General features: G+C 40.4%; 20 protein-coding genes and 3 tRNA genes. 3 read left to right on the top strand and 20 right to left on the bottom strand.

Annotated features, from left to right (window positions below; all coding sequences use genetic code 11):
- Positions 1–174: 174 nt before the first annotated feature.
- The 20 genes from JR334_09060 to dnaA all read right to left on the bottom strand — a co-directional run bounded on the left by JR334_09060 (position 175) and on the right by dnaA (position 24050).
- Positions 175–630 carry a (2Fe-2S)-binding protein gene (locus JR334_09060; protein QRN86902.1) on the bottom strand — a complete coding sequence of 152 codons (456 nt, stop codon included), beginning with the start codon at positions 628–630 and terminating at the stop codon, positions 175–177.
- Positions 626–1495, bottom strand: a complete 870-nt coding sequence (locus tag JR334_09055; GenBank protein ID QRN85109.1) for an FAD binding domain-containing protein — start codon at positions 1493–1495, stop codon at positions 626–628. The genes JR334_09060 and JR334_09055 overlap by 5 nt, the downstream gene beginning before the upstream one ends.
- Before the next feature lie 2 nt (positions 1496–1497).
- A complete protein-coding gene (locus JR334_09050) occupies positions 1498–3762 on the bottom strand; it encodes a xanthine dehydrogenase family protein (GenBank protein ID QRN85108.1) in 2265 nt (754 codons plus the stop codon).
- A 15-nt stretch (positions 3763–3777) separates the two neighbouring features.
- A complete protein-coding gene (locus JR334_09045) occupies positions 3778–5133 on the bottom strand; it encodes an amidohydrolase (protein ID QRN85107.1) in 1356 nt (451 codons plus the stop codon).
- A gap of 175 nt (positions 5134–5308) precedes the next feature.
- Entirely contained in the window at positions 5309–7762 is a 2454-nt protein-coding gene (locus JR334_09040) for a DsrE/DsrF/DrsH-like family protein (protein ID QRN85106.1), read from the bottom strand.
- A 109-nt stretch (positions 7763–7871) separates the two neighbouring features.
- The gene (locus JR334_09035) at positions 7872–8336 is read right to left on the bottom strand and encodes an acyl-CoA thioesterase (GenBank protein QRN85105.1); all 465 of its coding nucleotides are present in this window, start codon (positions 8334–8336) and stop codon (positions 7872–7874) included.
- A 150-nt stretch (positions 8337–8486) separates the two neighbouring features.
- Entirely contained in the window at positions 8487–9521 is a 1035-nt protein-coding gene (locus JR334_09030; GenBank protein ID QRN85104.1) for a DNA methylase, read from the bottom strand.
- 81 nt (positions 9522–9602) lie between these two features.
- Positions 9603–9679 (bottom strand) — tRNA-Arg (locus JR334_09025).
- A 44-nt stretch (positions 9680–9723) separates the two neighbouring features.
- Positions 9724–9817 (bottom strand) — tRNA-Ser (locus JR334_09020).
- An 11-nt stretch (positions 9818–9828) separates the two neighbouring features.
- A tRNA-Ser gene (locus tag JR334_09015) sits at positions 9829–9917 on the bottom strand.
- A gap of 71 nt (positions 9918–9988) precedes the next feature.
- Entirely contained in the window at positions 9989–11260 is a 1272-nt protein-coding gene (gene serS, locus JR334_09010) for a serine--tRNA ligase (GenBank protein QRN85103.1), read from the bottom strand.
- The gene (locus JR334_09005; protein ID QRN85102.1) at positions 11253–12605 is read right to left on the bottom strand and encodes an amidohydrolase; all 1353 of its coding nucleotides are present in this window, start codon (positions 12603–12605) and stop codon (positions 11253–11255) included. Before JR334_09005 ends, serS begins: the two co-directional genes overlap by 8 nt.
- Positions 12606–12647: 42 nt before the next feature.
- Positions 12648–15086, bottom strand: coding sequence for a DNA gyrase subunit A (gyrA, locus tag JR334_09000; GenBank protein QRN85101.1), 2439 nt, complete (start codon positions 15084–15086; stop codon positions 12648–12650).
- A 60-nt stretch (positions 15087–15146) separates the two neighbouring features.
- Positions 15147–16139: an AIR synthase family protein gene (locus JR334_08995; protein ID QRN85100.1), complete on the bottom strand. Its 993-nt coding sequence runs from the start codon at positions 16137–16139 to the stop codon at positions 15147–15149.
- A gap of 1 nt (position 16140) precedes the next feature.
- Positions 16141–18015 carry an ABC-F family ATP-binding cassette domain-containing protein gene (locus JR334_08990; GenBank protein ID QRN85099.1) on the bottom strand — a complete coding sequence of 625 codons (1875 nt, stop codon included), beginning with the start codon at positions 18013–18015 and terminating at the stop codon, positions 16141–16143.
- Positions 18016–18048: 33 nt separating this feature from the next.
- Positions 18049–19965, bottom strand: coding sequence for a DNA topoisomerase (ATP-hydrolyzing) subunit B (gene gyrB, locus JR334_08985; GenBank protein ID QRN85098.1), 1917 nt, complete (start codon positions 19963–19965; stop codon positions 18049–18051).
- A gap of 100 nt (positions 19966–20065) precedes the next feature.
- Positions 20066–21169, bottom strand: coding sequence for a DNA replication/repair protein RecF (gene recF, locus JR334_08980; protein ID QRN85097.1), 1104 nt, complete (start codon positions 21167–21169; stop codon positions 20066–20068).
- Positions 21170–21174: 5 nt separating this feature from the next.
- Positions 21175–21393 (bottom strand): RNA-binding S4 domain-containing protein, encoded by a 219-nt coding sequence (locus JR334_08975; protein QRN85096.1) that lies wholly within the window; start codon positions 21391–21393, stop codon positions 21175–21177.
- Positions 21393–22523 carry a DNA polymerase III subunit beta gene (gene dnaN / locus JR334_08970; protein ID QRN85095.1) on the bottom strand — a complete coding sequence of 377 codons (1131 nt, stop codon included), beginning with the start codon at positions 22521–22523 and terminating at the stop codon, positions 21393–21395. The genes JR334_08975 and dnaN overlap by 1 nt, the downstream gene beginning before the upstream one ends.
- A 150-nt stretch (positions 22524–22673) precedes the next feature.
- Positions 22674–24050, bottom strand: coding sequence for a chromosomal replication initiator protein DnaA (gene dnaA, locus JR334_08965; GenBank protein ID QRN85094.1), 1377 nt, complete (start codon positions 24048–24050; stop codon positions 22674–22676).
- Between the two features lie 443 nt (positions 24051–24493).
- Between dnaA and rpmH the strand changes: the two genes are divergently transcribed.
- Genes rpmH through yidD form a run of 3 tightly spaced genes read left to right on the top strand, consistent with a single transcriptional unit; the run spans position 24494 to position 25232 of the window.
- The gene (rpmH, locus tag JR334_08960; GenBank protein ID QRN85093.1) at positions 24494–24628 is read left to right on the top strand and encodes a 50S ribosomal protein L34; all 135 of its coding nucleotides are present in this window, start codon (positions 24494–24496) and stop codon (positions 24626–24628) included.
- Between the two features lie 45 nt (positions 24629–24673).
- Positions 24674–25018, top strand: a complete 345-nt coding sequence (gene rnpA / locus JR334_08955; protein QRN85092.1) for a ribonuclease P protein component — start codon at positions 24674–24676, stop codon at positions 25016–25018.
- Positions 25019–25022: 4 nt separating this feature from the next.
- Complete coding sequence (gene yidD / locus JR334_08950; protein ID QRN85091.1) at positions 25023–25232, top strand: membrane protein insertion efficiency factor YidD; 210 nt, start codon at positions 25023–25025, stop codon at positions 25230–25232.
- Positions 25233–25234: the final 2 nt, after the last annotated feature.

Genomic DNA, 25234 nt, shown 5'->3' with positions numbered 1-25234 from the left:
CTCTCACTCCTATCATTACGATTTTACCAAAATTGCTTTGAATGTCAAATATTCTCATACTGAAAGCTATTATACGGAAAGAATAAGCGCTGTCTTAAGAAGATTTTCCGGATCCTTTTTTTGGAATGCTTATATATAAAAACCGGCCACCCTCACAAAGGGCAGCCGGTATCTTTATCGTTCTGATTCTTTTTTTATGGCCTTAATTATCGGCATATAACCTGTACAGCGGCAAAGATTACCCGAGATCGCCTGTCGTATTTCTTCTTCGCTTGGATTCTTATTTTCCTGCAACAACGCCTTCGAACTCATCAGCATTCCAGGTGTACAGAAGCCGCACTGAACAGCATGTTCCTCCACAAAAGATTGTTGCAAACTAGATAATTCGCCATCTTTCGCAAGGCCTTCAACCGTTTCCACTTTCTGCCCCTGGGCCTGTATTGCGAGTACCGTGCAGGAATTGACTGCATGGCCATTCAGAATGACTGTACAGGCACCACATTCGCCTACTTCGCAACCCCTCTTGGTACCAGTCATGCCAAGGTATTCCCTTAAAACATCCAGCAATGTAGCTGTTATGGGTACCCTAATGTTCTGTTGTTCTTCATTTAACCAAAAGTGGAGATTAATCTGTTTCAATGTCCCAACCCCCTTTATTTAACACTTCAATAAGTAGACGACGCGTAAGGTTCTCTATAGCAGGAAACTTCCAAGTTGCTGACGCTCTCCTGCCAGATATGGTCTCCACTCTTTTAAGGGTTTCCTGTGCAATTTTATTTATATTTTCCACACTTCCGTCATTTTTTAATACTTCGCAAGTGTCACTTAGGTCTAGTGGTGTCGGCGTAGCCGCTCCAATAACCAGTTTAATCTCTGCTATCTTTTTTTCTTCCATGCATAACAGTGCCGCTCCGTTCAATCTAGCAATAGCAGCCGCATTTCTCCGGCCCACTTTTATGAAGTGCGAGATACATTCCTTCTTAATTGGACAACGAATTTTACAAATCAACTCGCCTTCTTCTAGGACTGTAGTCTTATTTCCTGTCAAAAACTCTCGTACGAGTAGAACTCTTTTTTGTCCCAAACGCTTTAAAACCACCTCGGCATCCAATAATACCCAAATCGGAGCTAGGTCTGCAGCTGGACTAGCATTGGCCAACGAACCCCCAATGGTTCCTCGGTTTCGTATTTGCGGCGAACCTACCTGACTCGCTGCTTGAGCCAACATTGGCAGAGCTTCTTTTACAAGCTCACTCTTCATTAGGTCCGAGTATGTCACCGTAGCCCCTAGTACCAGAGTATCTTCTTCTATTTCAATGTGCCGAAGACTTCCGACCTTAGACAAGTCGGCAAATTCTGTCGGTTTATCATCCTCATCCATCTCACGCATTTGGATTAGCAAATCGGTACCACCCGCTACCATAGTTTTTTTGCCATCCGCGATTTCTGTTAGCAAAGCGTCTAGTGTTTCACTAGCAATCCATTGCTCTTCCATGATTATTCCTCCCTCCGGCTGGCTGCTAGGACATGCTCTAAATCCGCAGGCAGTTCATATATTCTAGTTCCCAAGGCATCTGATATAGCATTCGTGATAGCTGGAGCTACAATAGAGGTAACCGGTTCACCCAAACCTTTTGCACCGAGAGGACCGATTGCTGAGTGATCTTGGACAATCACTGGCTCAATCTGCCCAATGTCCATAGCTGTGGGCAGTAGGTAGGAATCCAAATTAGTATTTTGAATTTGACCATCTCTCAATTTTACTTCTTCCATCAGAGCATACCCAATTCCCATGGCTACCCCACCACATATTTGACCATACACTTCTTCAATATTCAGGGCTGTTCCAACATCGTGTACTGCGATAAAGCGAATGATTTTGGTTTTACCTGAATCCAAATCGACTTCTACCTCACAACCACAAGCACCATAGACATAGTTGAAATAGGCATCGCCCTGGCCTTTTTCCCAGTCCCAGACCAATTTGGGTGCAGCCCACCAACCATTGCCATACAGATTATCGCAGTTGGAAAAAGTCATTTTCACGGCTTCATCGAAACTTACTTCTATTTCCGGATTATCTTTTAGACGGATTTTTTCTCCTTCATAAACTAATTCGGCATTATTTTTGAACCATTTTTGGCCAGCCAACGCTTTATGGATTTTTTCTTTAATTATTTCCACTGCCATGACGGTAGCATTACCAGCAATAACAGTACCCCTTGAGGCTACCGTAGGTCCTGAATCTGGGACATAGTCCGTATCTAATTTGCTAACACGACAACGGCTCGGATTAATACCCAGCATCTCACTTACAATGCGCACCATCATGGTTTGACAGCCCTGTCCGACTTCACTTAAGCCACAGTATATTAAGACACTGCCGTCCTTTTCTATATGCACATTCACGCCTGCCGTATCGATTCCTTCACCGCCTGCGCCCAAGGCTTCCCCTCTATGTAGCGCAGCAATACCAAATCCACGGCGCAAGGGCCCCGTCTGTTTCTTATTAAAATTATCTATGCGTATTTTGGTTTCTTCGTACTTAGACGCTTCTTCCAGTTTATCCAAACATTCTTTCATGCTTACACCAGTAAGAATCTGGCCTGTAGCATGCTCATCTCCATCTTTTAGAGCATTTTTTCGACGAAGTAACAGTGGATCCATTCCCAATTTTTCCGCCAATTTATCCATAACCACTTCTATCCCATAGTCCACTTGAGGTGAACCAAAGCCCCTTAGCGAATCAGAATAAATCTGGTTTGTATACACTACCTTCACATCTGTATGAATATTCGGAATAAGATAGGGTCCGGAAGACTCTACACAAGATCGCCAGCCAACCATGGCTGACTTTGATAGATACGCTCCTGCATCACTAAGGATATCCACTTGCAATCCAGTCAGGGTTCCATCTTTTTTAGCACCAATCTTGTATTGCATTTTATAGGGATGGCGTTTGGTGCATTCCGTAATGGATTCCTCTCGGTTGTAGGTCATCTTAGCGGGTCTACCCGACAAACGGGACACTAGCGCTACCCGGGAACCCAATAAACTCATATCGTAATCTTTGCCACCAAAGGATCCCCCTACTGTTGAACTAATCAAGCGCACCTTGTTGACACTAAGGCCAAGCGTCTCTGACACAACTCGCCTCACGTTGAAAGGGCTCTTGGGTGGACAGTAAAGTTCTAAATGATCCTCTTGCCAAACTGCCACCGCTGATTCCGGTTCGATGGCCGCATGCTGCACTCTATGGGTGCAGACCTCTTGTTCCACGATTACATCCGCCTCATTCCAACCTTTTTCTGTATCACCATGGTGCATGGTAATCGTCTTCTCTAGGTTACTATCACCATGAATGGCTGGTAGTTTATCTAAAATCGCTTCGGAAGGATCGAAAACAGCTGGAATCTCATTATAGCGAACGACTACTTTAGCAGCTGCGCTTCTGGCAATTTGTTGGCTACTTGCCACCACAATTGCGATGCCATCTCCCACAAATCGCACCCGCTTCTTGGCTAAAACCGGGCGTTCCTTATCCTTACCAGCTATTCCTGGGATGTCATCATACGTAATTACGGACAAAACACCTTCTTGCTTTAAAGCCTCTTTTGTATCTATGGACAGAATATCTCCATGTGCTATGCTGCTGCGTACCATGGCCCCGTAGACCATTTTTGGAAATATCATATCGTCGGCATACTTGGCACTACCTGTGATTTTCGCTTTAACATCTACTCGCGGTATCTCTTTAAACATTTATCCTCCTTGGTATTAGGAAATTTTGCGTTTAATTGCACGTGCTCTAAGTTGGCATTCCTCGATCAATGCTTTTTCATCCACACCAACGACTTTGCGATTTCGCATTACAACCTTTCCGTCTACAATGCTAGTATCAACATCATTCCCATTGGCACAAAAAACCACGGCCGAAGCAGGCTTATGTACTGGAGCAATATGCGGCTTCTTCCAGTCCACCAAAATCATATCCGCAATGTAACCGGGTTGTAAGCGACCTAAATCTTCCTGTCCTAGCGCTTTTGCCCCTTCAACGCAGGCCATTTTCAAAACATCTTCTGCTGAAAGAATCATAGGATCTAGCGTATTTACCTTATGTAAAATCACGGCTGTCTTTAATACTTCCATCATGTCCTGTGCATTGTTGCTACCAGGTCCATCTGTTCCTAGGCAAACAGAAATACCCATCTTACGCATCTCAGGTACTCTAGCAATACCATCTGCCAGATACATATTGGCTACTGGACAATGTACGACACTAGCTTTGGCTGCTCTCGTTAGTTCCAATTCTTCATCGTCAAGCCAAATTGCATGAGCCAACTGCGTATTTTCCCCTAAGATACCCATGGAATCAAAAAAGTTTACATTTCGTTTCCCATACATTTCTATACATTTTTCCACTACATCTTCCGTTTCAGCAGTATGAATCTGATACATTAAGCCATTGGCCTTGGCATAGTCATACGTCCTTTGATAAAGCCCAACCGTGCAGCCCCATGGGTTGATAGGACCAACAGACAGTTGCAGGCGACCGTTCTCGCTGTTGTGATACTTCTCAGTCAGACGAACTAGTGAAGAATAAATGGTTTCGTCTTCTTCTTGCAAAAGCGGCGTATAGTTATAGTTTGAAAAAGTCCGGCAAAGCGTGCCACGAATTCCCGTATCCTTCATAGCTTCAAGAATCAGATCGGATGAGTCTTGGAAGGTATGTACATAGTGCTGGTCAATAACTGCCGTCGCTCCATTCTTCAGATTCTCTACGCATCCTAGTAAACCGCTAAGAGCGAAATCCCCATGTTCCATATTCGCTGCAAAAGGCCAAATCTCTTCTTTAAGCCAAGGATATAACAATTTGTCATCTGCAAATCCTCTTGTGAAGGTCTGGAATAAATGCGAATGAGCGTTAACCATACCAGGCATTAGAATCATACCTTCAGCATCAATAATCTGGGAGGCTTTCTGTTTGATTTCACCCATATTTTCTCTGGTTTTTCCCACTTCCGTGATTCGACCATTTTCCATATACAGGTATCCGTCCTCGATTACAGTGTTGTCTGGGTCCAACGTCAGAATCCAAGCGTTCTCAATCAATATGCTCTTTTTTTCTTGCATCTCTACACCCCTTATTTGAATTAAAAAAGACCGAAAAAAAGTTTTCTCGGTCTTAATGCGGTCTTCTAAACCCACTTTATCAATTTATTTAATTTCATAATAATGCAAGTTGGTTCAGATTGCAAGTACTATGTTAATCGTATAACCCTTTTCTTTTCCTAGCAACTATTCTTCTCTATACAAATAGATTAAAGTTGGCTGCATCCGTTTCTCCCAAATAAGAAGCTACGCCTGCATACTCGATGCCATCAATTAATTCTTCCTTCTGCAAGCCCATAATATCCATGCTCATCGTACAAGCCACAATCTTTACGCCACTTTCTAATGCAGAATTTACCAAATCTTCCAAACTGGTTACGTTCTTATCCTTCATAACCTTTTGCATCATCTTGGTACCCATACCACCCATATTCATCTTAGATAAGGTTAGTTTTTTAGCACCACGAGGCATCATCATGCCAAACATACGCTCAATTGGTGATTTTTTTAAAGAAATCTTGCTATCTTTCCTTAAAATATTCAATCCCCAAAAAGTAAAGAACAGGGTCATTTGTTTGCCCATAGCCGCAGCACCATTGGCGATGATAAAAGCTGCAATGGCCTTATCTAGGTCTCCACTAAATACCACCATGGTTCCATTATCGCCGGAGACAGTTCCTTGGCTTTTTGCCACTTCTCCACCTTTCGCAATGCTAACCTTGAAACCCTCTGGCGTTCTTTCTTCATGCAGAAAACGGTTTCCTGTTTTAATTGACCAGGCTTTGGCATCAGACGGAAATCCTGGATCTGTCGCCATAACTTCTAGCACTTCTCCAGGCCTAAGCTCCTGCATCTTCTTGTTTACTTCCATAATCGGACCGGGACACTGCATACCACAAGCATCCACTTTAATTACAGCTTTGGATTCCACATTTTGTTTAATCTGGTCGCCATAGCTCATGGCATTTTGTATGCCCAATACATCCTTCAGGCTATAATCTTTGATCGCTCTTCTATAGTGGGTATATCCACCAAGTAAGTTTCTTACTTTGAACCCTTTTTGCATCAATATTCTGGCTCCAATGTATCCTCGGATGCCTACTGCACAATAAATTATGACTTCCTTATCTTTATCCAATTCACCAATACGTTTCCGCAAAGAGTTGATTGGTATATGTATAGATGGATCAATCTTGCCCAATTCGCGCTCTTCAGCCTCACGCACGTCCAAAAGCTGAGTCGTCTTAGGGTCTAATGTTGCAATTTCATCCCAGTCGATACTACCCATCCTACCTGTGAGCACATTATCTGCTACGAAACCGGCCATATTCACGGGATCCTTAGCACTAGAATAAGGTGGTGCATAAGCAAGCTCCAAATCCTTCAGGTCATCTATTGTTCCCTTGAAGCGAATGGCAGTAGCAATTACATCAATACGTTTATCGACCCCGTCGTATCCTACTCCTTGCGCGCCTAGAATCTTACCTTCCATGTCATAAATAACCTTTAAGGTCAGTGGAAGAGCTGCCGGATAATATCCAGCGTGGGAACGTAGGATAGTAATGACTGAATCAAAATCTTTCTTTTTCTCCAAGCCTTTGGCCTTAAGTGCTTTCTCATTATATCCCGTACTAGCTGCTGTCAAATCAAATACCTTGGCCACAGAAGTACCTTGTGAACCACGATAGGCTTCCTTAGCACCACAAATGTTATTGGCTAGGATTCTAGCTTGTCTGTTAGCCGGTCCTGCTAAGGGAATCATGGTTTCTTCTCTGCCTATATAGTGTTTTACTTCAATAACATCACCTAATGCATAAATACTATCATCCGAGGTCTTTAGGTAATCGTCTACCACAATACCACCTCGTTTGTTTACTTCAAGTCCTGCTGCTTTTGCCAGTTCACCATTCGGCCTGATGCCAATGGATAGTATGACCATGTCTGCTGAGATTTCCTTGCCATCTTGCAAAGTAACCTTTGTCGTTCCATCTTGATAGTCAAACGACTTAACCCCATTAGACAACTCCAAATTAACCCCTTTAGAGGTAATGTTTTCATGCAAGATCTGAGCCATATCATAATCAAAAGGTGTCATCACCTGATCCAGCATTTCGACAATCGATACCTCAATGCCTAAATCATATAAATTTTCCGCCATTTCAATACCGATAAAACCGCCACCAATGACTATTGCAGTTCGAGGATTCTTATCCTCTACATAAGATTTAATCTTGTCTACATCGGGTACAGTCCATAGAGAAAAGATATTGGGATTGGCTATTCCCGGAATCGGTGGCACAAGTGGTGTCGAACCAGGGGAGAGTACTAATACATCATATGATTCTTTATAGAAGCCATTTTCTCCCTTGACCTCTATTTCTTTTTCTTGTCTGTCAATCCTAGTTACTTCATTGTTAATGCGAATCTCGATATTGAAGCGAGCCATCATGGCTTCCGGAGTTTGCAAGAGCAAATCTCTTCGGTTCTTGATTGTCCCCCCAACATAATACGGCAAACCACAGTTTGCGAAGGAAATATAGCTTCCACGCTCAAAAACGATAATCTCTGCTTCTTCATCCATACGTCTCAGTCGAGCTGCTGTGCCCGCACCGCCGGCTACACCGCCGACTATTAGTATTTTTCTTCCCATTATTCTCCTCCCAGGTCGATTAAATCATCCATTTTATACCATACCCCGGTTGGGTATAAGTGAATTATATTACAAAGCGTAAATCCTTGCAAGTTAATTCACAAATTTTCTAAAATCCTTCTTCTTTACGTTGCAAACGATACTCTTGCCGCTTCGTTCCTGACGCGTATTCTTCTAGTTCTTCAGGGCCCTGTGGCTGTATCGGTTCCACTTCTACTACCTGGCCATTCTCATCAATAGCAACCAACACTAGATACGCTCTATTCACATGGGTTCTTTCGCCCTTGAGGGTTTCTGTGTACGTGTCTACCCGCACTTCCATAGCACGGTGTCCCGTCCAAGTTATTTGTCCAATAAGGACTACCGTATCACTTAAGAAGATTGGTTTCTTGAACCGTAGGCTATCCACCGTTACCGTGCTTACTTCCATATGCGAATGACGTCTGGCTACCACTGCTGCTACCACATCTATCCAAGACATCAGCACTCCACCAAAAAGTCGTCCATAGCTATTGATATGTTGTTGGAATACAATTTCAACATGTTCTACACGTGATTCTAAAACTGTTTTCATTTTGCCTCCATATTCATTTATTTTATTCAATTGTACACCAAACGCAAAAGACAGCGTAATTACGCTGTCTCAATAAAAAACTTTATCTAAGTCCCACTTCCCACTCTGGCCCATGGATGAGCTGCAACAGGAGTACGAATTGGTGAATCGTTACTGTTTTTGAGCCACTATGATGTCACGACGAATAGAACGATCCACTTGGTGCACAAATTCCTCATAAACCTGTTCGAGAACCTCAAAGCCAGCTTCCTTAATTAAGCCTACCATCGCTTCTCTAGGAAAAACATAGGTGTTCCAGGCTAAAACCATGGAACCTCCTGGTTTTAATACGTCATACCATCCAGGAAGACAATTCTTTAGCAATTCCTCAGGGCTTCTAGTAATAGAAGAAGATTTCACCTTGGCTACGTTACCGTGCTGCACCCCATAGGGTAGATCTCCTACAATAAGATGGAAATAGTTCTTCTTATAGTATTGATTGGTATATAGGGAATTACCTGAGATTAGTTCACAAGACTTCTGGGCCTTTTCCTTGAAATCTTTCTTGTCTCGTCCAATCTCTAGCTGATACCGTTTGACCGTAAACTCCTTTTTCTCTCCACTAAAGCGAATCGTCTTGCTTACATGCTTATAACATTTATTCTCAAGATACTTTTTAATAAAATGGTAGGATTCCGTTACGACTTTATCTCCTATCTCAATACCATATACATGGTGCCCTCGGATTAGACCTTCAAAAAGTGTGGTTCCTTTTCCGGCTATAGGGTCCAAAAGGCGAATCTCCTGACTTCCGTAGAAAGCCGAGGAAAGTTCAGCAATACTCAACATCAAACGTGTAAACAATTCATTGGTCTTACCACTATATTTCAAGATACTGCTAAAATCCGTGTCAAAAAAATTAGTGCTGTTTTTTTCCACTGGACGCAATACACCCATTTCTTCAAATTTAAAAAGCGCATAGCCAAAGGACAGCCAAGATATGATTTGTAAATCTCTATCGTTTAGCTCCCGGTCACTATCAAACAGGCTATAGCCAATACCCGCAATGCTCTCCTTGCGAATATTACTGCACTGCGCCTCCATTTTTTTAAATGCAACTGCAAGTTCACGTAAGGCCAATCTGCTAGATTCCTCGAAATATACCCTATTATGTCCTGGATTTCCCAAAATTGCGTATGTTACCATAGTACCTCCATCTATCTTATAGGGAGTGTATACCAAAACCTTCCGCATTTCAATAAAAAAAACAGTGCCTAAGCACTGTTTTGGTACGCCCGGCAGGATTCGAACCTGTGGCCTTTTGGTCCGTAGCCAAACGCTCTATCCAGCTGAGCTACGGGCGCATGTTCAATTATATAGGAAAGGACAAATGTCCTATGTAACAATGTGGCGGAGAAGGAGGGATTTGAACCCTCGCGCCCGCTATTAACAGACCTACTCCCTTAGCAGGGGAGCCTCTTCAGCCGCTTGAGTACTTCTCCACAAAGTTTTTTGGCGGAGAGGGTGGGATTCGAACCCACGGTACCTTTCGGTATCACTGGTTTTCAAGACCAGCTCCTTAAACCACTCGGACACCTCTCCAGATGTTTTTCTTCCGAATCACGCAAGGTAGATTATAGCATTGCCAAAAACGCTTTGTCAACAGGTTTACCTTATTTAATCCATTCTTTTCCACCCATGTATGGTAACAGTACCTTAGGAATCCTGACACTTCCATCTTCTTGTTGATAATTCTCTAGAATTGCTGCTACGGTACGACCTACAGCCAGGCCTGATCCATTCAAGGTATGTACATATTCCGGTTTTCCCTTTTTTTCACGGCGAAACTTAATTCCCGCTCTTCTCGCTTGAAAATCTTCGAAATTGGAGCAAGAAGAAATCTCCCGATAACCCCCAAATCCTGGCATATAAACTTCCAAGTCAATCGTTTTGGTTGCTGAGAAACCAACATCCTTGCTGCACAGCAAAACTGTACGGTAGGGGAGTTTAAGAAGGTCCAAAACCTCCATAGCATTTTGAATCAGCTTTTCCAACTCTACATATGAATCTTCTGGACGGCAGTACTTGACCATTTCCACCTTGTTAAATTGATGTTGGCGAATTAGTCCTCGAGTATCTTTTCCAGCTGAGCCTGCTTCAGCTCTGAAGCAGGGGGTATAGGCCGTAAAAAACTGTGGCATATCCTCTGGTTCTAAAATTTCTCTTGCATACATATTGGTTAAAGGAACCTCCGCAGTAGGAATTAAGTAATAATCTGTTCCTTGAACCTTAAACATATCGTCAGCAAATTTGGGCAATTGACCCGTACCAAGCATACTGTCGGAATTTACAAGAAAAGGAGGAACTATTTCTTTGTATCCTTGCTTATCACAATGTAAATCCAACATAAAATTGATTAAGGCCCGCTCTAATCTAGCCCCGGCATCCTTCATATATGTAAATCGAGCACCAGTCACTTTACCTGCTCTGACTGGATCGATAATATCCAATTCTTCCCCAATTTCCCAATGGTTCTTTGCCTCAAAGGACCAATGTGGTATTTCACCATAGCAAGCGATTTCCACATTATCTTCCTCACCTTCTCCTGAAGGGACCGATTCATGTAACATATTGGGAATTTGCAACATCATAGTAAAAATTTGTTGATCTAACTCTTTAACTTCCTCATCGTGAGAAGAAATTTCTTCTCCTAGGCTACGCATTTCCTGCATGACCGCACTTACATCTTCACCAGCTTTTTTCTTTTTACCAATGCTCTTAGAAACACTGTTCCGATGAGCCTTCTTTTCTTCTACCTGTCCCAATATATCGCGTTTTCTTTGGTCAAGATTTAGTATTTGTTCAACATCAACATCTACTCCCCGTCTTACCAGGTTTTCCTTAACCTTTTCCGGTTCACTACGAATAAACCTTATATCAATCATGATAACCTCCCGAGTTTTCTATCAGTTTTCTAGCACTCTTATTCAGCGATTGAATTGTTTCTTCCGTATTCACTCGTGCTGAAATATGATTGCATATCACAAACTTTCCTGCAACCATTACATGAGAAATCGCATCTTCGCTACTAGAATATATAAGTGTTGCCAGCGGGTCGTGCATGGGGGAACTTTTCAAACTGGCAGTGGGTTCCATTAAAAAGAGGTCTGCTTGTTTTCCTACCTCTAAGGAACCTATTTCATGATCCTTTTTAAGTGCTTTAGCCCCCTGGATCGTAGCCATTTCTAGAACCTGCATGGCATCTATGCACTGTGGATCCTTACGATGTACCTTTTGGAGTAGTGCCGTCATTTTCATCGTTTCCAGCATGTCCAAGGTATTGTTACTAGCAGCACCATCTGTACCCAATGAAACAGGGATACCTTGTTCTAACAGTTCTGGTAGAGGGCATACTCCTGAAGCCAGATACATATTGGATATAGGGTTATGAGAAACGCTAGCTCCATGTTTTTTTAAAAAATGAATATCTTTATCCGTTGCAGAAACGAAATGAACCCCCAAAAAAGACTTATCCAGGATACCAATATCTGATAAATCTCTCATCAGATTTTTTTGGTAAAGATCCTGCCATATCTCTTCATCGCTTGCCGTTTCCAGCAAGTGCATGGTTATTGGAAATTTTTCATCTCTAGCAAACTGGTTCATCCGGATTAGTTCATCTCTAGTCATGCTCCAGTTGACCGCTGGTGCTAACCAAATATCTATTTCCTTATATTGCTCACGCAGCCGTAGCGTATCTGTAAACACCTTTTCCAAAGGTTCTCTTAATGCTTTCGGCACAAATTCATTGGATACGTTAAAGCCTCTTCCATAGATAAGGCGAATCCCAATTTTTGTAGCAGATTCAATAATGGCATCTCCCACATAGGGAATTGGATTGGCATAACTATAATCCAAAATAGTGGTTGTTCCCGACTTGGCTGCTTCAAGCAATCCAGCACAGGCGGCATTTCTAAAGTCCTGCTCTTCAATAAAGGCTCCATAATAGCCGATGGTCTTACTCCACCAATCTTCCATACGATATCCGTTACCAATCCCTTTTAAGAGGTTTTGAAATAGATGCGTATGGGTGTTAATCAGTCCAGGAAACATCACTTTTCCACTGAAGTCCTGGACTGCAATCTTCTTCTCAAGCGCTTTTCTTCTGATATCTTGAGCACTACCGATATTTATAATTTTATCGCCTTCTACTAGCAGGCCCGCATCAAAAAGGATTTCTCTGCTTTCATTGACAGTTACGATAGTACCGCCAGTAAATGCAATATCCATCTATTCTCCTTACTTTAACCACTGCCAAGCAATCTTTTTGGCTTAGTTATCGTTTTCTTCCTTAATGGCTACCCTAGCGACCGCTACAACTTGATCGTTTTCCGCCATGTTCATAACCTTAACACCTTGGGTAACTCTTCCAATTTTGGAAATGTCGGTAACAGGTTCACGGATAATGATTCCTTCTTTAGAGATTAACATAATGTCATCCCCTTCACTAATAATCATTAAGGCAACCAAATTACCATTTCGTTCCGAGCCCTTGATGGTGAAGATTCCTTTACCACCCCGAGTCTGAGTACGATATTCTGATAAATCAGTCCGTTTTCCATAACCGTTTTCACTAATCACCAATAAATCAGCACTTTCATTCACTACATCAGCTCCGATTACTTCATCTCCTGCTCCTAAAGTAATACCCTTGACGCCTCGTGCTGTTCTACCCATTTTACGGACATCATCTTCAGAAAAGCGAATACTATGACCATGTCTAGTACCCATGATTACTTCTTTGCTTCCATCTGTTAAGTTCACACTAATCAGTTCGTCATCCTCATCCAAGGTAAGCGCAATAATGCCATCCTTGCGTTTGGTATCATATGCACTTAAGCTAGATTTCTTAACGACACCTTTCCTAGTCACGGTGAGCAAATACTCATCATCGTTAAACTCTTTAACAGGAATAACTGTCGTCACGTACTCTCCCTTTTCTAAATGCAAAAGATTGACAATGGCTGACCCCTTAGCTGTTCGACTTGCCTCTGGTAAAATATGAACCTTGAGGCGCATCACTCGACCTGTGTTGGTAAAGAACATCAGGTAATGATGAGTAGTCGTTATAAATAAGTGCTCTACAAAATCCTCATCCTTTTTACTAAGTGCTTTGACTCCCTTGCCTCCCCGCTTCTGACTGCGGTAAGTGGTGGCCGGTAATCTCTTAATATATCCTCTGTGCGTAATGGTAATAACTGCATCTTCCTCAGCGATCAGGTCCTCTATCTCAAGGTCACCTTCATCCGCAATGAGTGCTGTTCTTCTTTCATCACCATATTTATTACGAACTCTCTCAAATTCATCTTTAATCAACTGCATCAGTTTTAATTCATCAGCAAGTATTTCTTTTAGATAACCTACTGTGGTTAAAAGATCCTGGTATTCTTCATCCAACTTTGTCTGCTCCAAAGCCGTCAATCTGGATAATTTCATATCCAAAATAGCCTTGGCTTGGATTTCACTCAATCCAATTTCTTCCATCAGCGCAAACTTAGCAGAGTCAGCATTTTCCGACCCTCTAATGATCTTAATGACACGTTCAATACTGCCTAATGCCAAAAGAAGACCTTCAACGATGTGTGCTCTTGCTTCAGCCTTATCTAATTCAAACTGGGTACGGCGAGTAAATACAGATTTTTGGTGCGCCAAATAATGCTCTAAAATTTGTTTAATATTTAAAACTTGAGGTTTGTTGTCCACCAATGCCAACATAATGATGCTAAAGGTTGTCTGCATCTGCGTATGCTTGAATAGTTGGTTTAAAATTACATCTCCATTGATGCCCTTTTTGAGTTCAATGACAATACGCATACCTTTTCTGTCAGATTCATCGCGCAGGTCAGTTATTCCCTCAATTTTTTTGTCACGAACCAATTCAGCTATCTTTTCAATTAAACGTGCTTTGTTTACTTGATAGGGTAGTTCATTTACAATGATGCGTTCCTTCCCATTTTTCATATGCTCGATGGTATTTTTAGAACGTATCTTCACTGAGCCTCGGCCGGTATGGTAAGCGTTATAAATGCCTTCCATGCCCATAATAATCGCTGCCGTAGGAAAGTCCGGACCTTTGATATAATTCATCAATTCCTTGATGGTAACATCCGGATTCTCAATCAAGGCATTGAGAGCATCCAATACCTCACCCATATTATGTGGTGGAATATTGGTCGCCATACCGACCGCGATACCGGAGGATCCGTTGACCAGTAAATTAGGAAAACGTGACGGCATTACGGTTGGTTCTTTTAAGCTTTCATCGTAGTTGGGTGCGTAATCGATGGTATCCTTATCGATATCTCGAAGTAATTCCATTGCCACTTTAGACATTTTGGCTTCCGTATAACGCATGGCTGCAGCACGGTCTCCGTCTACAGAACCAAAGTTACCATGTCCATTTACCAATTGATAGCGGTAAGAAAAGTCTTGGGCCATACGTACCATGGTATCGTATACTGCTATATCACCATGAGGGTGGTACTTTGCTAACACATCACCAACCACCCAAGCTGATTTCTTGAATGGTTTGTCTGCAGTCATACCCGTCTCGTACATTGAGTAGAGAATGCGGCGATGAACCGGTTTAAGTCCATCCCTTACATCTGGCAAAGCTCTTCCCACAATGACGCTCATGGCGTAATCAATATAGGACTTCTTCATTTCGTCTTCAAGATTTACTTGAAGTATCTTTCCGTGTGAATATTCCACTGATTCTATTTCTCCCGTCTCCAAACTAAATAATATTATATCGCATAGGCTATTTTTTTTCTATCCTTGCAACAGCTCTTTGGCTCGCCATAGTTCATCACCTTGAGGTGGTTTCATCATTCTAAGCCCCTGAGCATCCTGAATTTGTATCTTTCCTTCATGGAAAGTACCAATTCTAGTAGCTGCTACCTGATTCTCATTTAAATACTCAACCAATTCATCAGCCTGTGGTGTTGCAATCAACAATGAGCCACTAGAAATCAAACGATACGGATCAAGCCCGATAGATTCACAAATCTTTTTAGTACTAGGTCTTAGCTCAATGCTATCTGTATTTACTGTAAGTCCACTTTTAGATGCAACAGCCATTTCATAGCAAGCACCAAAGACTCCACCTTCTGTAACATCATGCATAGCATGTAGCTCGAATTGTTTGGCAAGCATAGCCTCTTTATAAACACTTATTTCCTGCAGCATATCCTTCCCTTTTTTCCACTGCTCATCACCGAGCAGTTTACGCATTTGTTCAGGATAGTCTGAGCAAAGAATAGCTGTCCCTTCAATTCCCGCGCCTTTGGTAAGAACTAGTCCATCTCCAAACTCAATATCTTCTGCATGAAGAAGCTCTTTTTTGGTAGCTCGCCCAATTGCAGTGACTGAAAGTATTGTCTGATTAAGTCCTGGCGTTATTTCAGTATGCCCTCCAATGATTTCTACATGAAGTTCCTTAGCACCACGATGGGCAGAAGCCATTATTTTTTCCGCTTTTTCTACTGTTTCCCCTTCTCGTAAAAGGAGCGTAAGCAATATGCCCACTGGTTCCGCACCATTCGAAAGTACATCATTACAAGATACAAGTATGGAAAGGTACCCACCCTCCTCATCTGCTCCAGTAATAGGATCAGTGGATAAGACTGTAACATCACCTTCAAGGTCTAATGCACTACAATCCTCTCCAATCATGGCGCGAATCAATGTTTCTTTTCTTTTTTCCCCAGTATACGGAAATATGCGCTTTTTAAGATCTTCAATTTCCAATTTGCCTACTTCCATCTCATGCATTCTCCTCTATCTTTTCAGCCAGAGCTGTCCACTCTTCATAAAGATTTTCTAAACTGGCCTTTTTACCTTCAATTTTTTGATGTAAGTCTTGCAGATGGGCATAATCATCGTTTCCACCCTGCATTTCTGCATCAAGACATCCAATTTCATTTTCCAGCACCGGAATTATTTGCTCCAGTTCCTCGAAACGCTTCTTTTCTCCATAGGATATCTTATTCTTCTTTTCCCCATTCGACTTATCTAGCGTTTTTTTCTTAGCTACTGGTTTTTCTAGCTGTCTTTTTTCCATATAGGCATCGAAGCTTCCGCTATATCTTTTCACCTGTCCGCCATCTAAAAATTCAAAAATACAATCAACATTCTTATTTAAGAAAAAACGGTCATGGGATACCACTAACAAAACACCAGGGTAGTCATCTAAAAAAGCATCTAGTACCAATAAAGTATCTAGGTCTAAATCATTAGTCGGTTCATCTAATAACAATACGTTCGGTCCCTCTAGTAGAACGAGTAAAATTGCCAAACGCCGTTTTTCTCCTCCAGAAAGCTGTCCTACGAAAGATTGTTGTTTTTCTTTAGGGAAAAGAAAACGTTCCAACCATTTTGCAGCTGTAACTTCTATCCCTCGACTGTCTTTTATGTAAGACCAACGTTGATTCACTGTTTCATAAAGTGTAATTTCATCATTGAGTTGTTCAGATTGTTGAGACAAATATCCTATCTTTAGTGTCTCGCCCCGGATAATATGCCCTGTATCAGGTTGAACAGTTCCTTGCAGTAGTTTTAACAAGGTACTTTTCCCAATTCCATTTTTACCTACAATCCCAATCCGGTCGTAGCGGTTGAATAGATAAGAAAAATCATCCAACACCTGAAGTTCACCAAAAGACTTCCCAACGTGTTTCATCTCAATGATTTTCTTGCCCAATCTTTGCATAGGAAAAGCCATATCCAACTCTTGATCATTGATTTGTACCAGACCTTCTTCAAGGACACGAAAACGCTCAATCCTTGCTTCTTGCCTAGTCCCTCTTCCACGCACACCACTTTTCATCCATTCCAATTCCTGACGGTAGAGCGCTTTTTCCTTTTTGCGCATGACTTGCTCTGTACACAACCTGTCATCCTTGTTTTTCAAATAGTCAGAAAATTTACCTAGATGTGCATATATCTTTGTGCCATCCAGTTCTAGAATTTTATCTGTTACACGGTTTAAAAATTCTCGGTCATGTGTAACCATAAGAATCGCAGTCTTGCGTTTCTTAAGTGTTTTCTCTAGCCACTGAATGGTATCTAAATCTAAATGGTTGGTTGGCTCATCCAAAAGTAGCAAATCCGCCGGACGGATTAAGGCACGCGCCAAAGCCAAGCGCCTTTTTTCTCCTCCAGATAAGGTATCCACCATACGGTGATACTCTCCAATACCTAGGCGATTTAAAATACTCTTTACTTCCTCTTCGATATTCCAAAGTTGCAATCGTTCCATTTTAAGTGCTAACTTTTGCAACTTATTCTGCAATTCCTGGTTATTTGGATTTTGTTCCAAATCGTTAGATGTTGCCGTATACTCTTTGACCACATCTAATTCCGGAGAACCATCATAGAAAATCTGCTCCATCACACTTAAACCAGGGACTAAGTCAGGATTTTGTTCCAAATATTCCATCCTGCACTGCTGGTTTATCATGATCTTGCCGCTATCTGGCAATTCTTTGCCTGCAATGAGGCTCAAAAGTGTAGATTTTCCCGTACCATTTCGACCTACCAGAGAAACTTTTTCACCTAGCTCAATACCAAACGTAATCTCTTGAAAAAGTTTCTGCTCATTATATGCTTTGCTAATTTTTTCTACAGTAATTAAATTCATGATTCACCCAAGGAAATGGGCTCCTAGGGAGCCCTAAATATCTAGATTTTGAACTTTTTTGGCGTTGTCATGAATAAAGTCCCGCCGTGGTTCCACTTTATCACCCATAAGAATGGTAAAAATCTCATCAGCCTCAATCGCATCCTCAATCGTAACTTGTAATAAAGTTCGCTTTTCAGGATCCATGGTCGTATCCCAAAGTTGTTCCGGGTTCATTTCACCCAAACCTTTATAGCGCTGGATGTTAATTTTTTCGCCACCCATCTCTTTATAAATGGTACTCATCTCTTCATCTGAGTAGGCATATACCTCTGTTTTACCTTTTTTTAATTTAAACAAGGGGGGTTGTGCGATATAGATATATCCTTGCTCTAATAAAGGTCTCATATATCGATAAAAGAAAGTAAGCAACAGCGTACGAATATGTGCACCATCGACGTCAGCATCTGTCATGATAATCGTCTTATGGTATCTGGATTTTTCAATATTGAATTCCTCACCAATACTAGTGCCAAATGCCGTAATCATTGCACGAATTTCATCGTTATTCAGTATTTTATCCATCCTAGCTTTTTCAACGTTGATGATTTTACCTTTCAAAGGCAAAATAGCTTGAAAGCTACGGTCTCTGCCTTGTTTAGCAGAACCACCTGCAGAATCACCCTCTACGATATATATCTCACACATAGAAGGATCCTTAATGGAACAGTCTGCTAATTTACCAGGTAGGGAGGATATTTCAAGTGCACTTTTACGTCGTGTAAGCTCCCTAGCTTTTCTTGCAGCCATTCTTGCCCTAGAGGACATAACAGATTTTTCAATTATTTTTTTGCCGACTGAAGGGTTTTCCTCGAGATAGGTAGATAACGTTTCACCCATAATGGATTCCACAATCCCACGAACCTCGGAATTTCCTAATTTTGTTTTAGTCTGACCTTCGAACTGAGGATCCTTCACCTTTACAGAAATTACTGTGGTTAATCCTTCTCGAATATCTTCTCCACTTAATTTAACTTTATTATCCTTAATTAATTTTTTCTTTTCTGCATAAGTATTTATGACCCTAGTTAGGGCTGATTTAAAACCAGACTCATGCATACCACCTTCGGTCGTATGGATATTGTTGGCATAAGAGAGGATATTTTCAATATAGCCATCATGATAGCCAAGGGCTACTTCGACATCAACATCATCCTTACTTGCATGCATATATATTGGTTTTTTGTGTAAGACATTTTTATTTTTGTTCAAATGTTGCACAAAATCTACGATACCCCCTTCGTGGCAAAATTCTTCTTTTTTACCACTACGTTCATCAGTAAGATGGATTCGTAAACCTTTATTTAAATAAGACAACTCTCTAAGACGATGCGCTAGTATTTCGAATTCATAAACGACCGTATCGAATATTTCTGAATCTGCCTTAAATCGAATTTCTGTACCTGTTCCTTCACAACAACCTATGACTTTTAATTCAGATGTCTTCTTACCACGAGCATAAGATTGAAAATATACATTTTCCTCTCTTTTTACCCGTACTTCTAGCCATTCAGATAGGGCATTTACAACTGACATGCCTACACCGTGTAATCCCCCGGAAACTTTGTAACTTCCCCCACCAAATTTACCACCTGCATGAAGCACAGTAAGTGCCACTTCAACTGCTGGTTTTTTTAGTTTTGGGTGTAAATCAACGGGGATACCACGACCATCGTCACTGACTCTGATAATATTATCCTGTTCGATAGTTACTTCTATTTTTCCACAGTAGCCAGCCAAGGCCTCATCTATGCTGTTATCCACAATCTCATAAACCAGATGATGCAAGCCACGTGAACTGGTCGTACCAATATACATACCAGGTCTTTTTCTTACCGCTTCCAGCCCCTCAAGTACTTGGATCTGACTGGCATTATATGAATCTTTAGCGTTCTGTTTCTTATCAGCCATTCTTATCTCTCTTTCTGCATGAATTCTTATCAATTATATCACATATTCGGCTTTAATATCACTAACCCAAAAGAACACTTTTCCCAAAAGAAAAAGCGTTCTACACAATTTTTCCATCTTCTACCAACATCATCCTATGCGCCTCAGGATGAATCCCTTTCAAGTCCTCCACATCTGTACAAGTAATGAATGTTTGAATATTTTGACTGACCAATTCAATCAAACAATTGCGACGACTATTGTCTAACTCAGAAAGTACATCATCTAATAACAAAACCGGATATTCACCATGCACAGCCTTCAAAAATTCGATTTCGGCCATTTTAAGACTCAAAGCAACTGTTCGTTGTTGACCTTGCGATCCATAAATTTTTGCATCTTTTCCATTTATTAGAATTTTAAAATCATCTCGATGTGGTCCCAGTCCAGTATAGCCACGTAACGTATCTTCTTTCCAATGATTTTTTAGTAATTGGATATAGGATTCTTCTGTTAAACCAGCATTGGAATTAGATGGATCAAATGAGGAAAGATATATAATTTCTAATTCCTCTTTTCCATCTGTGAGTTTTCTATGAGATAGTCGTGCCAATGGTTTTAATTTTTCCAACATATCCTTTCGACTCTCTAATACATATATTCCATTTTGAGCCATCTGTCTATCATAAACAGATAAAAGTTCCTCATTTATCTCGCCATTTCGCATTTTTTTCAGTAAATTATTCCGTTGTAATAGGATTTTTTTGTATCGGTACAATTCTTTTGCATACCGATGACTAGATTGCAACAATTCATCATCTAAAAAACGTCTTCTGTTATCAGGAGAGCCCTTAATTAGGGTCAAATCCTCTGGAGAAAATATGACTGTCAAAAACGATCCTAGAAAATTATCTATTGTATCGATACGCATATCATCAATAAATATTCCTTTTTTGCCTGAAAGGTAGTTGATTTCAATCTTCTTATTACCTTCTTTTCCTTCAATAAGCGCTTTTAAACGAAAGAACTCATTGTTCCAACGAATGAGTTCTTTATCCTTACTATGTCTATAAGAAGTAGCCCGACTTAAGTAATGGATTGCATCCAAAAAATTACTTTTCCCTTGGGCGTTTTCTCCTTGTAGTATATTTATTTTTGTATCAGGTGAACAATCCTGAGCCTGATAATTTGTAAAATTCTGAATAAAAATTCTGGTGATTCTCATTTTATCTAATTTTCCCGGGCCAGTTCTATGGCCTCTTCAAGACCTTCTACGGATACAATATCCCCTACACTAAGTTTTTTCTTACGTTGTGTAACAACCTCACCATTAACACGAACTAAACCTTCCGAAATGATATATTTTGCTTCACCACCGCTGACGACAACGTTGGCCCACTTAAGCAATGCATCCAAAGCAATCTGTTCTGTATTTATTGTTAAAAGCATTAGCTTAACCGAATTGGAAGAACCAAAAACAGAGACTTATCTTTACCGTCTACAGGACGAATAATTCCTGGACTAAGTTCAGTCGTAAGATCTATGACCACTTCTTCTGTATCCACAACGCGTAATACATCCAATAGGTATTTGGCATTAAAGCCTATTTCCAAGGAATCACCCTCCAAATGGATTGGCAATTCTTCTTCTAATTCTCCGATTTGTGACGATTTTGAAGATATTTGCATTTCACCCTCTCCAATCGAGAGTTTTACGGTATTGTGTTTTCTTTTAGATAAATCATCACGTGATAAAAGTGAGGCCCTTTCCAGTGAGTCTGCAAAACCACGCTTCATAAGACGTACACGGGTTGAATACTCTTCCGGGATGACTTGTTTATAATTAACAAATTTTCCCTCTATTAATCGAGAAGTAATTTTTATACCATCTGCCTGAAAAAGAATCTTGTTTCTATCAATAAATATTCTTAACTCTCCTTCATCCATTTTGAATATGCGACTAATTTCTATCAAACTACGGCTAGGAATAATTACGGATGTATTCACATCACTCGGTTCAACACCCAGGTCTATTTCCGTATAGGCTAACCGATGTGTATCTGTAGCAACTAGCTTAAGTAGGTTTCCCTGGAGAATTTCCAACAAAATTCCTGTGAATATCGGTCTTGTATAATCGCTCGATGCTGCTATAGATACGTTTTTAATACCACCAATCAAAACATTCTTCTTCATAGAAAGATAATTTGTTTCATCAAACTGTTGCAAGGGAGGAAATTCATCAGCATCATATGCATTTAATATGATTTCCGATTTTCCGTAACCTATGCGAATTTGTGAATTTTCTATTTCTTCTATCAATAGCTCAATACTAGGTAATTTTTTGACCAATTCCACAAAATAGCGAGCTGGCAAAACACTAGCACCATTTTCTTCCACGTTCGCAGGTATTACATATTCTATTCCGATCTCCAAGTCAGTTGCTTTAAGGTAAACCTCGTTGTCCTTCGCTTCAATGTATATGCCTGATAGGATTGGAGGTAAAACAGATTTGGTGGAAATAGCGCGTTGTACTGTTTGAACGCCTTCTAAGAATGTTGTTTGGTCGATTGAAAATCTCATGTTATTCTCCTATCTTATTCTTTTATATAATATAGTCATAATAGTAAGGCCTGTTATTATGTTGATAACGGACCAAAACCGCGATATAGCAGGTCATAACCTGTGGATAACCTGTGGATAGTTAGGATAAGTTTCTAGATGTTATCCACACTAGCTATTTTTAATCTGTTTTTCCAGAGATTTGACTATATTCTTCAAATCGTGGCTTTCCTTAATTTCCTCTCCAATTTTATCAATGGCATGCATTACTGTAGTATGATCCCTACCTCCGAATTCCTCACCAATTTTGATTAGGGGTAAATCGGTCATTTCCCTGCTTAAATACATGGCAATCTGTCTTGGGTAGGCGATGGTTCTAGTACGTTTTTTACTTACGAAATCATCTATTCTTAAATTATAGTATTCTCCAACTACTTCAATAATTCTTTTAATATCAATTTTCATAGCTTGATTTGAAATAATCACATCTTTCAAGGCAATACCGACTACTTCATCAGTAATATCTTCGAAAGGAATCGAATTAATTTGAGAATAAGCGACAACCCTTACCAAGGCCCCTTCAAGTTCCCGGATGTTGGTACGCACCCTTTCTGCAATAGATGAAAGAATTTTATCAGTGAGAATATAATCCTCAAGGTCTGCTTTCTTACGAAGAATTGCTACTCTGGTTTCAAAATCCGGTGTTTGTATGTCTGTAATTAAGCCCCATTCAAACCTAGATCTTAGCCGATCCTCTAGAGTAGGTATATCTTTTGGAGGACGGTCGCTGGAAATCACTATTTGTTTACTAGATTCATGCAGTGCGTTGAAAGTATGGAAAAATTCTTCTTGCGTACTTTCCTTTCTTTCTAAGAACTGTATATCATCAATTAACAAAACATCGATATTCCTATATTTGTTACGAAATTTTTCCGTTGCATTATTTTGTATGGAACTGATCATTTCATTGGTAAATTTTTCTGTAGAAACATACAACACTTTGGCATTTGGACTATGGGATTGTACCATATGTCCGATTGCATGCATAAGGTGGGTCTTACCCAAACCTACACCACCATAGATAAATAGAGGATTATAGGCTTTTGCTGGGGTTTCTCCCACAGCTAGGCAAGCAGCATGCGTGAAGCGATTGCTATTTCCTACAACAAAAGTATCGAATGTATACTTTGATAATAGAAAAGAAGGTTTATTTTGAATTGTATTGCTATTTCGATTCGAATCAGCTAATTCCGAGGGATTATTTTTGCTTTGATTATATTCTTTTGAATCGATGGGCATAAATTCTACTTTTACGGTTGTTTTAAGAATATTTTCTAAAAAACCGGTAATTAATTCGCTGAAACGTTCCTCCAACCAAGTTGCTGCGAAATCGTTATGACAAGAAATGGTTGCAACATTATTATTGATTGATAAGAGCTGGGTTTTATCGAACCAAGTTTTATATGCTGAGTCTGCTATATCTTCCCGTATTAATGAAAGAGCTGTATCCCAGATTTCAGTCAATTTTGTTTTATTGACAGTCGACATAGTGTGACCTCCGAAAAATTATCCACAAAAATAAGAAATTCAATGTGGATAGTAAAAAATAGGCAAAAAAAAGTCTTACTTATCCACAAGAAAAGACACAATAATAACTATAAATATCCTATAAGAAGAAAAGGTTTATTCAAAATTAATACAAGGGATGGAAAAAACCTAGAATTCTGATAAAATAGGGTTTCTAGAAAGGTTATAGCCACATTCAACGATGTCCAATGTGGACTATCTTGTGAACGGCTAAAACTAGTATAGCAAGCTTAGCAAAAATTATCCACAAATTCAACAGGATTCTAAGCAAAAAAAGGTGTATAAGGATAAGATTATCCACATATGTTATTGTTTTTTTTATTGACAGAAAGAGAATTTCTGAATATAATTTGGACATATGTCTAAGCTACAATAGACAATCGATAGAGATAGGGGGGATTACAATGAAGAGGACTTATCAACCTAACAATAGGAAACATAAAAAAGTACATGGCTTCAGATCTAGAATGAGTTCAGCAAGTGGCAGAACCATCATCAAGAAGAGAAGAGCAAGAGGAAGAAAAAGACTTTCAGCATAAGGCCGCTTACGTGGCCTTTTCGTTTATAGGCTGAATGGAGAGAAAATGCTTAACAAAGAAAATAGACTGACGAAGCCAAAAGATTTTTCTTCGTTATATAATAGAGGGAAAAAAGCGGTTGGCCGCCATATAGTCATTTATTTTCGCAATCGGTCTGCTGGACCGAACCGAATAGGTTTTACAGTATCCAAAAAAGTTGGCAATGCTGTAAAGAGAAATCGCGTTAAGAGAAAATTGCGAGAAATCGTTAGAAATCATCCTATTTCATCAGGAAAAGGGATGGATTTTGTTATCATTGCTCGTTCCAGTGCTGCTTCGGCAGCTTATAGCGAACTAGAGAAAGACGTGGACGCTTTGCTCAGTAAGGAAGGTCCTCAAAAGGAAGAATAGGATAATGGTCAAACGAGTTTTCATTGGTATGATCAGACTATATCAGAAGTTTATATCGCCATTTCTACAGCCTCGATGCCGATATTACCCGACATGTTCCACTTATGCGATTCAAGCGATTGAAAAGTATGGGTTAATAAGAGGAGGAATCAAAGCGGTTTGGCGCATCTTAAGATGCAATCCGTTTTCGAGGGGCGGCGTGGATTTTCCCTAAGG

The sequence above is a fragment of the Clostridia bacterium genome, from assembly GCA_016887505.1.
GTDB lineage: Bacteria > Bacillota > TC1 > TC1 > UBA5767 > UBA5767.
Note: the sequence above shows the minus strand (reverse complement) of the source record. Positions and strands in the feature narration are given on the sequence as shown.